The sequence below is a fragment of the Pseudomonas fluorescens genome (assembly GCF_902497875.1).
Lineage (GTDB): Bacteria > Pseudomonadota > Gammaproteobacteria > Pseudomonadales > Pseudomonadaceae > Aquipseudomonas > Aquipseudomonas fluorescens_BR.
In genome coordinates this window covers 89,625-103,199 of the sequence record NZ_CABVHY010000008.1, presented here as the reverse complement: position 1 = coordinate 103,199, position 13,575 = coordinate 89,625, and the positions used below count along the sequence as shown (strand labels likewise).

Annotated in this window: 11 protein-coding genes and 2 pseudogenes; 6 read left to right on the top strand and 7 right to left on the bottom strand. The window is 58.5% G+C overall.

Features of this window, described 5'->3' with window-relative positions:
• Positions 1-190: 190 nt before the first annotated feature.
• Both F8N85_RS35730 and F8N85_RS35725 read right to left on the bottom strand, forming a co-directional pair.
• Positions 191-775, bottom strand: a pseudogene (locus tag F8N85_RS35730) (methyl-accepting chemotaxis protein); the annotation flags it as partial.
• Positions 776-1,093: 318 nt separating this feature from the next.
• Positions 1,094-1,735: pseudogene (locus tag F8N85_RS35725) on the bottom strand (cache domain-containing protein); the annotation flags it as partial.
• Positions 1,736-2,116: 381 nt separating this feature from the next.
• On the opposite strand from F8N85_RS35725, the gene F8N85_RS09970 reads away from it, so the two are divergent.
• Both F8N85_RS09970 and F8N85_RS09965 read left to right on the top strand, forming a co-directional pair.
• Positions 2,117-2,947, top strand: a complete 831-nt coding sequence (locus F8N85_RS09970; RefSeq protein WP_150803451.1) for an undecaprenyl-diphosphate phosphatase — start codon at positions 2,117-2,119, stop codon at positions 2,945-2,947.
• Complete coding sequence (locus tag F8N85_RS09965) at positions 2,944-3,372, top strand: DUF1294 domain-containing protein (protein WP_224795668.1); 429 nt, start codon at positions 2,944-2,946, stop codon at positions 3,370-3,372. Before F8N85_RS09970 ends, F8N85_RS09965 begins: the two co-directional genes overlap by 4 nt.
• On the opposite strand, the gene F8N85_RS09960 is transcribed toward F8N85_RS09965, so the two are convergent.
• Both F8N85_RS09960 and F8N85_RS09955 read right to left on the bottom strand, forming a co-directional pair.
• On the bottom strand, positions 3,369-3,728 hold the full coding sequence (locus F8N85_RS09960) for an MmcQ/YjbR family DNA-binding protein (RefSeq protein ID WP_150641776.1): 360 nt from the start codon (positions 3,726-3,728) through the stop codon (positions 3,369-3,371). The two genes, F8N85_RS09965 and F8N85_RS09960, sit on opposite strands and share 4 nt — an antisense overlap.
• Complete coding sequence (locus F8N85_RS09955) at positions 3,725-4,633, bottom strand: LysR substrate-binding domain-containing protein (RefSeq protein WP_150803449.1); 909 nt, start codon at positions 4,631-4,633, stop codon at positions 3,725-3,727. Before F8N85_RS09955 ends, F8N85_RS09960 begins: the two co-directional genes overlap by 4 nt.
• Positions 4,634-4,763: 130 nt before the next feature.
• On the opposite strand from F8N85_RS09955, the gene F8N85_RS09950 reads away from it, so the two are divergent.
• Positions 4,764-5,375 (top strand): FMN-dependent NADH-azoreductase, encoded by a 612-nt coding sequence (locus F8N85_RS09950; protein WP_150803448.1) that lies wholly within the window; start codon positions 4,764-4,766, stop codon positions 5,373-5,375.
• A 244-nt stretch (positions 5,376-5,619) separates the two neighbouring features.
• A complete protein-coding gene (locus F8N85_RS09945; protein ID WP_150803447.1) occupies positions 5,620-6,657 on the top strand; it encodes an alpha/beta hydrolase family protein in 1,038 nt (345 codons plus the stop codon).
• 330 nt (positions 6,658-6,987) lie between these two features.
• On the opposite strand, the gene F8N85_RS09940 is transcribed toward F8N85_RS09945, so the two are convergent.
• Positions 6,988-8,172 carry an MFS transporter gene (locus tag F8N85_RS09940; protein WP_150803446.1) on the bottom strand — a complete coding sequence of 395 codons (1,185 nt, stop codon included), beginning with the start codon at positions 8,170-8,172 and terminating at the stop codon, positions 6,988-6,990.
• A gap of 252 nt (positions 8,173-8,424) precedes the next feature.
• Positions 8,425-10,014 (bottom strand): ABC-F family ATPase, encoded by a 1,590-nt coding sequence (locus F8N85_RS09935; RefSeq protein WP_150803445.1) that lies wholly within the window; start codon positions 10,012-10,014, stop codon positions 8,425-8,427.
• A gap of 266 nt (positions 10,015-10,280) precedes the next feature.
• Between F8N85_RS09935 and F8N85_RS09925 the strand changes: the two genes are divergently transcribed.
• Positions 10,281-10,670 (top strand): hypothetical protein, encoded by a 390-nt coding sequence (locus tag F8N85_RS09925; protein WP_150803444.1) that lies wholly within the window; start codon positions 10,281-10,283, stop codon positions 10,668-10,670.
• Positions 10,671-10,686: 16 nt separating this feature from the next.
• Here F8N85_RS09925 and F8N85_RS09920 read toward each other — a convergent pair whose 3' ends face one another.
• Positions 10,687-12,252 (bottom strand): methyl-accepting chemotaxis protein, encoded by a 1,566-nt coding sequence (locus tag F8N85_RS09920; protein WP_150803443.1) that lies wholly within the window; start codon positions 12,250-12,252, stop codon positions 10,687-10,689.
• 281 nt (positions 12,253-12,533) lie between these two features.
• On the opposite strand from F8N85_RS09920, the gene F8N85_RS09915 reads away from it, so the two are divergent.
• Positions 12,534-13,343, top strand: a complete 810-nt coding sequence (locus F8N85_RS09915) for a class I SAM-dependent methyltransferase (protein ID WP_150803442.1) — start codon at positions 12,534-12,536, stop codon at positions 13,341-13,343.
• Positions 13,344-13,575: the final 232 nt, after the last annotated feature.

Below are 13,575 nucleotides of genomic sequence, written 5' to 3'. Positions count from 1 at the left end.
GCAAAAACCTGTGGGCGCGAGCTTGCTCGCGATAGACGTTAACGATAACGCGTGCTTTCTGAATCAACGCGTCGTCCTTGAATCCATCGCGAGCAATCGAGCGTCGACCGGGCTCCTACAAGGCCAGCGCAAAACCTGTGGGAGCGAGCCTGCTCGCGATGGACGTTAACGATAACGCGTGCTTTGCGGTTTACACCCGGAACTGCTTGAGCAGACCGTTCAACTGCTCACTCAGTTGTTTCAGGTGCAGGCTGGCGACGCTAGATTGCTCGGCAGCCAGCGCAGTGCTCTGGGACAGCCCCGCAGCCTGGGTCACGTTCTGGTTGATGTCCTCGACCACATGCGCCTGTTGTAGCGTCGCACTGGCGATCGAGGCATTCAGCCCGTTGAGATTGCGCAACGCCTGGCCGATGGCACTCAGACTGGCCCCCGCCAGACCGGCCTGTTCGATGGTCAGTTGCGAGGCGCGGCTGCTGTCGCTGATGACTTTGACCGCCGCCTCGGAATGGGACTGCAGGCGCTCGATCATCGACTGGATCTCGGCCGTGGATTTCTGCGTGCGCTGGGCCAGCAGACGGACTTCATCGGCGACCACCGCAAACCCGCGACCTTGTTCACCGGCGCGCGCAGCTTCAATCGCGGCGTTGAGCGCCAGCAGGTTGGTTTGCTCGGCGATCGAGCGGATCACCTCCAGCACGCCGCCGATCTGGTTGCTTTCGGTTGCCAGCGTGCGGATCACCTCGACGGCTTGGTCAATGGTGCTTGAAAGCTGATCGATCTGCTGCAGACTGCCATCGATATTCACCTGGCCTTGGCGAGCCTGGGCTTCGGCGTCGCGCATTTCGCTGGCCGCATGTTCGGCGTTTTTCGCCACATCGTGCACCCCGTAGGTCACTTCATTGATGGCCGTGGCCACCAGCTCCATTTGCAGGGATTGTTGCTGGCTGCGCTCTTGAGCCTGGGCGGCGTTGCTGCCCAGGTCGGCCGAGGACTGGCCCAGCGCACTGGCGGAGACTTGCAACTGGCAGATGACCTCGCGCAACTTGGCAGTGAAGCCGTTGAAGTGGTGGGCCAATTGGGTGACCTCGTCCTGCCCGTGGGTATCGAGACTGCGGGTCAGGTCGCTTTCACCGCTGGCGATATTGGCCATGGCCTGCACCGCTTCTTGCAGCGGCCGCACGATACTGCGGGCGATCAAGGTCACCAGCAGAGTCATGATCAGCGCAATACCCAGCCCGATGAAGGAGGCTTTCCACACCTGACCGTAGAACTGCGCCTGCATGTCATCGATGTACACGCCGGAACCGATGACCCAGCCCCAAGGCTCGAACAGTTTGACGTAAGAAGTTTTCTGCACCGGGTCCGTGGCTCCCGGTTTTGGCCAGCGATAGTCGATGGCGCCGGCGCCCTTGGACTTGGCGATGGCTACCATTTCGTTGAACAGTGCAAAACCGTCGGGATCCTTGATGGAGGAGAGTTCCTGACCTTCGAGTTTCGGGTTGGTCGGGTGCATGAGCATCACGGGCTTCAGGTCGTTGACCCAGAAGTACTCTTTCTGGTCATAACGCAGGCCGCGGACCGCGCTCAATGCTTGTTTCTGGGCGGCGTCACGGCTCAAGGTGCCAGCAGTTTCGAGGCCGTGGTAATACTCCAGCACCCCATTGGCGGTTTGCACCAGATGCTGGGTTTTCTCGGCCTTGGCGAGGTAGAGGTCATCGTGAATCTGCTTGAGCATCAACAGGCCCAAGGTCATCAGCATCAGCACAGCCACTATCAGGATGAGCCACAGCCGACGGCTGATCGACATACTGCGCAAGCTATTCATAACCCGTTACTCCAGATTCTTTTTCTTCTAATTAAATATCTGCCAGCATCGAAACACGCTTTGTGCTGTGAGCCAATCCGACCCAAGTCTACTAACGCGACAGCGTTAATCGGGGATGTCTGATAGGATTTCGGCCGCGCGCGGCAAAACCTGAGCCCGGCTTGATTTTTCACGGGATTTTTAGAGCTTTTGTTGCTCCTGAGCGCGCTGAAACTCGACTACGCTATCGCGATCAAGGCGATGGAAAATATTAACGAGGCATGCCTGGAGGCATCGCTTCATGGGGGATTGATGGATCTTTGGACCGCCGTTCAGGCATTTATTTTAGGGGTTGTAGAGGGGCTGACCGAGTTTCTGCCGATTTCCAGTACCGGACACCAGATCATTGTCGCGGATTTGCTGCATTTTGATGGTGAGCGGGCCATGGCGTTCAACATCATTATTCAGCTCGGGGCGATTCTGGCGGTGGTCTGGGAGTTTCGCCGGAAAATCTTCGATGTGGTCGTCGGCTTGCCAACACAGCCCAATGCCCGGCGCTTCACCGTCAATCTGCTGATCGCGTTCCTGCCAGCCGTGGTGTTGGGGGTGATTTTCGCCGACCTGATTCATGAGTACCTGTTCAACCCGATTACCGTCGCGACCGCGCTGGTGGTGGGTGGGATAGTCATGCTCTGGGCCGAGCGTCGCCAACACGAAGTGCATGCCCACAGCGTTGACGAAATAACCTGGAAAGATGCACTGAAAGTCGGTTTCGCCCAGTGCCTGGCAATGATTCCCGGCACTTCGCGTTCCGGTTCGACCATCATTGGCGGCTTGCTGTTTGGTCTTTCGCGTAAAACCGCCACGGAGTTTTCGTTTTTCCTGGCGATGCCGACCATGGTCGGCGCAGCAGTGTACTCCGGCTATAAATACCGCGACCTGTTCAAGCCAGAGGACTTTCCAGTCTTCGCGATTGGTTTTGTCACCGCCTTCATCTTCGCAATGCTGTCGGTCAGGGGGCTGCTGCGGTTCATCGCCAGTCACAGCTACGCGGTATTTGCCTGGTACCGGATTGCCTTCGGCCTGCTGATTCTGGCGACCTGGCAGTTCGGCTGGGTCGACTGGGCAGCGGCCAAACTGTGATCGAACCTCGGCCACGCGGCAACTCCGGGCAACAGCCCGGGGCTGCTATTCAGAATCCGCGATTCAAGGGCCTGGTGTTTCTGGCGCTGTGCGCCGTGCCGGGTTTCGGCTCGGCCATGTTGTGGCTGCGGGGAATTTCCAGTATTCCCTTGGCCGCCTACGGGATCGTCAGCCTGCTGGCGTTCTTCCTGTACTGGCATGACAAGCGCAAGGCCCGCGTCGACAGTTGGCGCACGCCGGAAAACATTCTGCATGCCGTGGAGCTGGCCGGCGGCTGGCCGGGCGCGTTGTTGGCCCAGCAACTGTTCCGGCACAAAACCCGCAAGCTCTCCTATCAACTGGTGTTCTGGGTGATCGTGCTGGTGCACCAGGTGTTCTGGATCGATCAATTGTTCCTCGGCGCCACGCTGTTGTCCTTGTTCTAGAGCAGCAACCCGACCTGCACCCGCTTGGGCAATTTGCTGACCACCAATTGGTGGGAGCGTTGCAGCAGGCCTTGTAGTTCTTCGGCGGCCAGCGGGTAGGGCGTTTCCATGATGATCCACTGGGCCCTGGCGAGATAAGGCGCCGGGTGGATGCCGGGGCGGTCGACATGGCCGAGAAACAGATCCTTGTCGACCTTGAATGCCAGCGACTCGCCGCGCAAGTTTTGCAGGGCGAACATCTTGTTTCCGGCAATCGAGAACACTCGCACACCGCCCCATTTGTAGTCTTCCCTGGCGCCAGGCAACGCCAGGCAGAAGTTCGCCACGTCTTCTTCAGTCATGGGCCTGGCTTTCATAGCAGTCGATCTCCGCAGCTTTTGAACGATTCAGCCAAATGATCAATCCAGGCGCGCACCGCCGGCAGCACCCCGCGCCGATGAGGGTAGACCGCTTGCAGCCAGCCACCCGGCAGCGACCACTGGGGCAATAGCTGGATCAGCTGGCCGTTTTCCAGCTCATCCTCGCAATACATCATCGGCAGGATAGTAAAGCCCAGACCGGCCAGGGCGCAGGCTTTGCGTACGGTGAAATCATCAATCCCCAGGCGCGCTTCAAGGCTCAGATCAGAGATTGTTCCGTGTTCATCGAGCATGCGCAAATGCACCATGCGATCAGCTTCCAGGGCCCCCAGTACCGGGACATTTTTCAAATCCTCGGGGCTGTTGATCTCGCGTTCGCGCAGGAACGCCGGGCTGGCCAGCAGCACGGTCTGGGCCTGGCGCAGGCGCCGGGTGACCAGCAACGGGTCTTCATCGCCGAGTTCGCGCACTCTCAAGGCGACGTCGACCCCTTCGGTCACCAGGTCGACGCGGCGATTGAGCAGCATCACTTCAAGCTGCACTTGTGGAAATTTCTCCAGAAAGGAGCTGATGACCGATGCCAGCAACCCGTGGGCCAGACCCACCGGGCAAGACACCCGCAATCGCCCACGGGGTTCGCTGGACATGCTGGCGACGGCTTCGTCGGCCATTTCCGCCTCCAGCAACATCGCCTGGCAGTGCCGCAGGTAACGTTCACCGACAGCGGTCAGCTTCAATTGCCGGGTGGTTCGCTGCAGCAGGCGGGCATCGAGCCGCTCCTCCAGTTCGGCGATACGTCGGGACAGACGGGACTTTGGAATGCCCAACATGCGCCCGGCGGCCGCGAAACCACCGGCTTCGACGACTTTGGCGAAATAGTAGAGATCATTAAGGTCTTGCATGGTCAACCACTCGACTGTTCTATCAGTGAGACGAACTATCGCATTTATGCCGTCTAATCATCCATTGCTTTCACCTGTAGGATTGTCCTCACTTGATCGCCCCGTGGCGATCCTCACTTGGAGATCCCACATGAAACTTCTGCATATCGATTCGAGCATCCTGGGTGATAACTCGGCTTCCCGTCAGCTCAGCCGCAGCGTCGTTCAAGCCTGGCAAGACGCAGAGCCAGCGGCCGTGGTGACCTACCGTGACCTGGCGAGCGATGCCATCAGCCATTTTTCCGCCAATACCCTGATTGCCGCCGGCACCACTGCTGAACTGCGTGATGCCGCGCAGCAGCACGAAGCCGAACTGAGCGCTTCTACCTTGGCCGAATTCCTTGCCGCGGACGCGGTGGTCATCGCCGCGCCGATGTACAACTTCACCATTCCGACTCAATTGAAAGCCTGGATCGACCGCATCGCCGTCGCTGGCCAGACCTTCCGTTACACCGAAGCCGGCCCTGAAGGCCTGTGCGGTAACAAGAAAGTCGTGGTGGTTTCGACTTCCGGCGGCCTGCATGCCGGTCAAGCCACTGGCGTCGGCCACGAAGAGTACTTGAAGGTCATGCTCGGCTTCATGGGCATCACCGATATCGAGTTCGTCCGTGCCCATGGCCTGGCCTATGGTGACGAAGTGCGCGTTAAAGCCATGAACGATGCCCAGGCGCAGATCAGCGAGCAGTTGTTCGCTGCCGCGTAAGGCTTGTGTAAAGGCGCAGTCAGCGCCGGTAACAACCACTAAACTCTGTACTCTGCTCATCGAAGGATGGTCAGGGTACGGAGTTTTTTGTTTCTGGCGCTTCGCTTCCAGTCCGGAATCTATCTAATTGTAGGAGCAGCCGGGCGGCGTTCCGTTTGCTCGCGATGACGGCGCGTTAATTCAGAAAACTCGCGTTATCGTTAACGTCCATCGCGAGCAAGCTCGCTCCCACAGGGGGCATCCGATGATGCGTCTTTGTGCCGTATTACTGATCTGCCTGCTCGGTAGCCTGAATTCAGTGCAGGCCGCGCGTGGGCTGCATCCGCATTGGAGTGTCGGCTTCCATCAGCTGCGCTTTCTCGATCCGCTGGATTTGCAGCCCATGGGCGCCATTGCCTTCTACCCCTCGACCGGCAAGGAGCATTCAAGCTTGCTGGAGGGGTACCAGGTCGACGCCAGCGAAGACGCCAAAGTCGCGATTGGCCGGTTTCCGCTGCTGATGCTGTCCCATGGCAATACCGGTACCCCACTGGCCTTGCACGACCTCGCCACCTCGCTGGCACGCAAGGGATTTGTGGTGGTCGCGGTGATTCACCCCGGCGACAACTCCAGGGATCACAGCCGCCTCGGTACCTTGAGCAACCTCTATGGCCGGCCAATTCAGATTTCCGAAGCCATTACCGCGACCTTGGGCGACCCGATGCTGTCAGCATTCGTCAATGCCGATCAGGTCGGGGTGATCGGTTATTCGGCGGGTGGCGAAACCGCGCTGATCCTGTCCGGCGCCACACCGGACCTGGATCGCCTGCGCCGCTACTGCCAGGAGCGGCCAGATGACCGCGACGCCTGTAACACCCAAGGTGAACTGATCGCTGATCGTGATGACTTGCAGCCGGTTGCCGACCCGCGGGTTCGCGCACTGTTGCTGATGGCGCCACTGAGCCTGAAGTTCGGCCGCCATACCCTGGCCGATGTGCATGTGCCGGTGCTGCTGTACAGCGGTGATGGCGACAAACTGGTGGCCTTCGACAAAAACGCCGCCGCCCTGGCGCGCAAGCTACCGACTGCTCCGGATTTCAAGTTGCTGGCCGGGGCCGGGCACTTCGTGTTCATGGCGCCCTGTACCGAGGAACAACTGGCGGCGATGCCGGCGTTATGCACCGACGCCGACGGCGTCGACCGCAAAGACATTCACCGCACCATGATCTCTGAAGCCGGGCGGTTCTTTTCTCATGCATTGGGCAAACCAGGCAGGGCAGGGATGCAGACCGCCGATCATTAACGGATTTTACACGGACCCCTTGTAGGAGCTGCCGCAGGCTGCGATCTTTTGCTCTTGCTCCTGGACGATCTCCGAGACCGCCAAAAGATCGCAGGCTGCGCCAGCTCCTACGCCGATCGGGTACACCCGAACATCTCGATCGAACGCCCCCCGTGGGGCCCGGGTACACCGAATATCTCGATCGAACGCAGATCCCCCGTAGGAGCTGCCGCAGGCTGCGATCTTTTGATCTTGCTCTTCGACGGCCTTCAAATCGCCAAAAGATCGCAGGCTGCGGCAGCTCCTACGCCGACCGGGTACACCCGAACATCTCGATCGAACGCAAACCCCCTACATAGCCCTGCGCTTCAGCAACAAGGTCAATCCCAAACCTGTCACCGACAACAATGCCGCGAAAAAGAAGATCCACGAATACCCCAGATTCAACGCTACCGCGCCCATCAATGGCCCGGCGATCGCCAATGCCAGATCGAAAAACACCGCGTAAGCACTCAGCCCCGCCCCGCGACTGGTGCTCGGTACCTGTCTGATCGCTTCGACGCCGAGGGCCGGGTAGACCAGCGACAAACCGACCCCGGTCAGCCCGGCACCGATCAAGGCAACGGCTGTCGAGGGTGCAAGCCAGAGCAACACCAGCCCGACGGTTTCGATGCACATACAGGCGATCGCCGCCATGAAGCCACCAAAGCGGTTGATGCTGGAGATAAACAGCAGGCGCGCGACGATGAAGCACACCCCAAACACCGTCAGACAGTACGCCGCACCGACCCAGCCGCGGCTGACATAGAACAGCGTAATAAAAGTGGTCAAGGTGCCGTAGCCGATCGATGCCAGGCACAGGCTGGCACCATAGGGGGCGATGCGCCCGAACACCGCCCAAAATGGCAGTCGTTCGCCGCGGATCACAGGCATCGAGGGCTTGTTGCGGATCAACACTAACGCCGCCAGCGCCAGCAGCGACAGGACAATGCCCAGGCTGGCAAAGCCCCATTCGGCGACCATCACCACTCCCAGCGGCGCGCCAATGGCGATCGCTCCATAGGAGGCGATGCCATTCCAGGAGATCGAGCGGGCGGTATGCTCCGCGCCAACCTGGCCCATGCACCAGCTGATGGTGCCGACCCCGATCAAGCCTTGGGCGATGCCCAGCAACACGCGACCGCCGATCAGAATCAGCAGACTGAGCAGCGGCAGGCTTTGCAACAGCGTTGAGATAAGCGTCAGCACCCCACTCAGGGCAATCCCCAGCAATCCGTAAACGATCGCGCGCTTGGTGCCGAGGCTGTCCGACAGGCGTCCCGCCATCGGGCGGCTGAGCAGGGTCGCCAGGTATTGCACGCCGATGGTCAACCCGGCCACCACGGCGCTGAAACCCAGTTGTTCGTGGACATAACCGGGGATCACAGCGATCGGCAGGCCGATGCAGATAAACGCGATGAAGGTATAGAACACGATGGAGACGATCTGCAGGGTGATCGCCGTGGAGCTGAGGGCAGGTGGTTGTTGCGCAGACATGAGGGCTCGTTCGCGGGCGGGCGGTTGGAGAACTGCATAATGGCGCGGGTGTGGAATAAAAGGAAGCAGGCTAACGATTTATGTCCTTGCAGACTGTGGTGCCTGCCAGGCCGCCATCGCGAGCTTGCTCCGGGCGGCGTTCCGACGATGATCCTGAGACCACCGAAGATACACGCCCCAAAAACACAAAAGCCCCGTCACAAAGGACAGGGCTTTCACTTGAAGCTTGCAGCTAAAGGCTTATAGCTGCTCTCAGATCACCACACCCTGGCTACGCAGGTAGTCGTCGTAGGTGCCGCTGAAGTCGATCACACCGCTCGGGCTCAACTCGATGATGCGGGTCGCCAGCGACGATACGAACTCACGGTCGTGGCTGACGAAGATCAGCGTGCCCGGGTAGTTTTCCAGCGCCAGGTTCAGCGCCTCGATGGATTCCATGTCCAAGTGGTTGGTCGGTTCATCCATGATCAGCACGTTCGGCTTTTGCAGGATCAGCTTGCCGAACAGCATGCGACCTTGCTCGCCACCGGAGATGACCTTGACCGACTTGAGGATCTCGTCGTTGGAGAACAGCATGCGGCCCAGGGTGCCGCGAACCACTTGTTCGCCTTCCTTGGTCCAGCGGCCCATCCAGTCGAACAGGTTGGATTCGTCTTCGAAGTCCGAGGCGTGATCCTGGGCGTAGTAGCCCAGCTCCGCGGCTTCGGTCCATTTCACAGTACCGGAATCCGGGCTCAATTCATTGACCAGGGTACGCAGCAAAGTGGTCTTGCCGATACCGTTCGGGCCAATAATCGCCACGCGCTCGCCGGCTTCAACGACGAAGCTGAAGTCCTTGAACAGCGTCTTGCCATCAAAGCCTTTGGCCATGCGCTCGACGATGACCGCCTGGCGATGGAGCTTCTTGGTCTGGTCGAAGCGGATGAACGGGCTGACCCGGCTCGATGGCTTGACTTCGGCCAACTGGATCTTGTCGATCTGCTTGGCGCGAGAAGTGGCCTGCTTGGCTTTCGAGGCGTTGGCCGAGAAGCGGCTGACGAACGATTGCAGCTCGGAGATCTGTGCCTTCTTCTTGGCGTTGTCCGAGAGCAGCTGCTCGCGGGACTGGGTGGCCACGGTCATGTATTCGTCATAGTTGCCCGGGAACAGGCGCAGTTCGCCGTAGTCGAGGTCAGCCATGTGGGTGCAGACACTGTTCAGGAAGTGTCTATCGTGGGAGATGATGATCATCAGGCTGTTGCGCTGGGTCAGAATGTTTTCCAGCCAGCGGATGGTGTTGATGTCCAGGTGGTTGGTCGGTTCGTCGAGCAACAGCACTTCAGGGTCGGAGAACAACGCCTGGGCCAGCAGCACCCGCAGTTTCCAGCCTGGCGACACTTCGCTCATCGGGCCGTTGTGCTGTTCGATGCCAATACCCAGGCCCAACAGCAGCTCACCGGCGCGGGATTCGGCGGTGTAGCCGTCCATCTCGGCGAAATCGGTTTCCAGCTCGGCGACAGCCATGCCGTCTTCTTCGGTCATTTCCGGCAGCGAGTAGATGCGGTCGCGCTCGGCCTTGACCTTCCACAGCTCTTCATGGCCCATGATCACGGTATCGATCACGGTGAATTCTTCGTAGGCGAACTGGTCCTGGCGCAGTTTACCCAGGCGCACGTTCGGCTCCAGCATGACCTGGCCACCGGAAGACTCCAGGTCGCCACCGAGGATCTTCATGAAAGTCGACTTGCCGCAACCATTGGCGCCGATCAGGCCATAACGGTTACCTGCAGCAAATTTGACCGAAACGTTCTCGAATAACGGCTTGGCGCCGAACTGCATCGTGATGTTAGCTGTGGAGATCAATTACCTTACCTATCAGTGGTTTAGAGCTGGCCGATGTCTGCTGAAACCGATATTACACCCATCTGAAGTCTTTCCAGTCCGGTTCAGTCGTCGCTTGATTTGAGCCAGCAGGCATACGTCGACAGCAAGCTCTGGACGCTGTGGCCAGGTTGCTGAGCAATAAATGCGGGGTTCATGTTGGAATTTGGGGCGTATTGTCGCATATGTGGGAGGGTAGTGGGATGGTGCTAGATTGAAAGAGGGTACAAACCTCCGGGGAGATTCAGATGATCACTGGCGCTGTGGATGCGACGAAATACGTTGATTGCTATTCGGCTATCGAAAGCCCGCAAGTCCGGGAGGCGTTTTGCATGCTGGTTGGCGCAATTTCCACGATGAGCGGGCATAACTGTGCACCCATGCCAGAGGCTGAGCTGAATAGAACCATCGGCATTTTTTCGGTAGCCGATGACAACTGCCCCTTCAGCTTCGCCTCCCATCATAATTGGCTGCTGTTTCACTTCCGGCTGCCCGCTTTCAAGGCCGGACACTGTTCGCTTAAAACGCTCTATGCGGAACTTGGTGAGGTCAATGACAAGATTGATGGCGAATGGACCATCAAGTTAAGGTCAGTTGATGATGTCCGCCGCTTGCTCCGGCTGATCAATATTTCCTAGCCACTCGTCCTCGAATCTAGCGATTGAAACGCTCGACCAACGAATACTGGGTCGTTGCCGTTCGAGTGAGTTCCTTGCTCAACTCTGCCGAATGCAGGGCTTGTTCCGAGGTCTGGTCGGCCAGGTGCGCAATGGTGGTGATATTGCGGCTGATTTCTTCTGCGACAGCGGTTTGCTCTTCGGTGGCCGCGGCGATCTGGGTCGTCATGTCGGTGATATTGGCGACTGCTTCACTGATACCGACCAACGCCTTGTCAGCCTCCAGCACCCAGGCGACACCTTCTTCGGCCTGGCGATGACCACTGGCCATGATCTGCACGGCGTTATTGGATGATTGCTGGAGTTTAGTGATCAGGCCGTGGATCTGCGTAGTGGATTCCGTCGTGCGCTGTGCCAACTGACGCACCTCGTCGGCCACCACGGCAAAGCCGCGGCCCATTTCACCTGCTCGAGCCGCTTCGATCGCGGCATTCAGTGCCAACAGGTTGGTCTGGTCGGCAATGCCTTTGATGACATCGACCACGGTGCCAATTTCATGACTGTCCTTGGCAAGCTGAGCCACCGTCAGCCCGGTTTCACCGACCACTACCGACAATCGCTGAATGGCTTCGCGGGTGTCCCTGGCAACCTCCCGTCCACGTCCAGTCAGTACGTTGGCTTCCTGGGTGGCATCGGCGGTGCGCTGCACATGGCTGGCGACTTCCTGGGTAGTCGCCGCCATCTGATTGACCGCGGCCGACACCTGTTCGGTCTCCACGCGCTGACGCTCCAACCCGTTAGAGCTGTCGGCTGCCAGCCTGTCGGACCTGCCCGCCAGCTCATTAAGCTGTTCAGCCGTGTCCTGCAACCGGGTCAGGCAGGTTTTAAGCCGGGCTTCCTGGCTGATAATCGAGGTTTCCAGCCGTGCTTGAGGGCCGCGGCCGTCGCTGTACATTTGTGCTATCAGCTGATCGGAGGTGGACTGCTCGACCATTCCCAGCAGGCGTTTCGTGCCGCTCTTTTGCCAATGCAAGCCGATCAACCCCAGTGGCACCGATATGGCCGCCGCACCAGCGAAGCCCCACCAGGAGCTTGTCGACATGAAAACCAGGCCGCTCACTTGACTGACCAGAATGAAGGGTAGCCAGTCCTGAACCACCGGCAGCCATTTATCCTGCGAAGGGATGGCCGACTGGCCCCGGTTGACGCGCTTGTACAATGCTTCGGCGCGACGAATCTGATCTACAGTGGGTTTGACCCGCACCGACTCATAGCCGACGACATGCTTGCCGTCGAAAACCGGCGTCACATAGGCATTGACCCAATAATGGTCGCCGTTTTTTGCGCGATTCTTGACGATACCCATCCATGGGCTGCCCTGCTTCAGGGCGGCCCACATATGGGCAAATACCGCTGGCGGCACATCGGGATGGCGGACAATGTTCTGCGGTGCGCCGATCAAGTCAACGCTCTCAAAACCACTGATCGCTACGAAGGCGTCATTGCAGTAAGTGATGACTCCTCGAGCATCTGTAGTGGAAATGAGCTTTTGTTGAGGATGAAGCGCAACTTCACGATTTGTGATTGGTTGATTGTTTCTCATGACCATCTGCTCCGGTGTCAGTAAAATGACATCGGCTCGCAGATACAAAAAGTGAGGGAGAAAAATGCCCGTTCATCAGATAGTTACGTGTTATTTTTCGATAAATTGGATCCAGTCAAGATAAATCTGGATATCGCCCCGCAAACGTTAGCTATCATCCGTTCGGATGGGCCCCGACGGCTGATCGCATCGATGTGACTTCATTCCGGTTGCTGTAGAGCCGGCGATACTTGATGATCAGGCAAGTACGTAGCGAAAATACTGTTCAAATGGAGAGTGCAATGGAATTGCCAGATAAAACCGTCATAGCCGGAAACAGGGATGCCTGGAATGACTCCGCCAGGCACCATAAAGACACGGAGGGATGGCACACCCTTGTGAACTCGGTTGGCCACGCTGATTTCTCCTGCCTGGATCAGACCATTACCTCGTTGCTGCTCAGCGTGGGTATCACCGGCAAGGATGTGGTGCAGTTAGGTTGCAACAATGGCCGGGAAAGTCTTTCGCTGTTCGGCCTCGGTGCCCGTAGCGTGGTGGGTATCGACCAATCCAGCGCGTTTCTCGATCAGGGCCGTGAACTGGCGTCTCACTCGCCTCATGAACCTGAATTCGTCGAGGCTGACATCCATTGTTTGCCGCCTGCACTCCATGAACGTTTCGATGTGGCGTTGATTACCATCGGCGTGTTGGGCTGGATGCCGGATATTTCGGGGTTTTTTTCCCATGTCGCCAAGACGCTCAAGACCGGCGGCACCCTGGTGATTTACGAAACCCATCCCTACCTGGAAATGTTCGATCCCGAGACGGATGATCCCTTCAAGCTCGACAGCTCCTACTTTCGTGCGGAGCCTTTCGTCCAGGAGCAGGCGATTGTCTATGCAGGCACAGTCGAGGGTAAAAGCCCGGCGTCCTACTGGTTTGTCCATACCATGAGCGACATCATCAGCGCCTTGATCAACGCGGGGCTGCAGATTGCCCACTTCAAGGAGTACCCGCACTGCAATCGCGAAGAACTCTACGAGCGTTATGAGCAGCAGCCTGCGCAGCTGCCCCTGTGCTACACGCTGACGGCGATCAAACGCCAGGCCTGAAGTGCAGCTCAACGCGCCCTCGAGGAGGGTCGTGAAGCGGTATTCCAGTCGCAGAAGATGTCAGCTGGCCAAGCCTCAGCAAGCCCTTCAATCAGGAACTGCTGTCGCGGGCCGTGATTGACGCGTTGGCCCTCTCGAACAGAGTTTCACCAAGGGTGTTAACTTTTGGCTACAGACTGTGGCTAAAATGCCATGCCAGAGCCTTGCGTGGGGTCTGGCGTCTGGCTTGTCT

Coding starts and splice junctions, on each gene's coding strand:
- F8N85_RS09920 (WP_150803443.1), bottom strand. CDS start 12,252: ATGAGAAACAATCAACCAATCACAAATCGTGAAGTTGCGCTTCATCCT.
- F8N85_RS09940 (WP_150803446.1), bottom strand. CDS start 8,172: ATGTCTGCGCAACAACCACCTGCCCTCAGCTCCACGGCGATCACCCTG.
- F8N85_RS09960 (WP_150641776.1), bottom strand. CDS start 3,728: ATGAAAGCCAGGCCCATGACTGAAGAAGACGTGGCGAACTTCTGCCTG.
- F8N85_RS09955 (WP_150803449.1), bottom strand. CDS start 4,633: ATGCAAGACCTTAATGATCTCTACTATTTCGCCAAAGTCGTCGAAGCC.
- F8N85_RS09970 (WP_150803451.1), top strand. CDS start 2,117: ATGGATCTTTGGACCGCCGTTCAGGCATTTATTTTAGGGGTTGTAGAG.
- F8N85_RS09915 (WP_150803442.1), top strand. CDS start 12,534: ATGGAATTGCCAGATAAAACCGTCATAGCCGGAAACAGGGATGCCTGG.
- F8N85_RS09950 (WP_150803448.1), top strand. CDS start 4,764: ATGAAACTTCTGCATATCGATTCGAGCATCCTGGGTGATAACTCGGCT.
- F8N85_RS09945 (WP_150803447.1), top strand. CDS start 5,620: ATGATGCGTCTTTGTGCCGTATTACTGATCTGCCTGCTCGGTAGCCTG.
- F8N85_RS09925 (WP_150803444.1), top strand. CDS start 10,281: ATGATCACTGGCGCTGTGGATGCGACGAAATACGTTGATTGCTATTCG.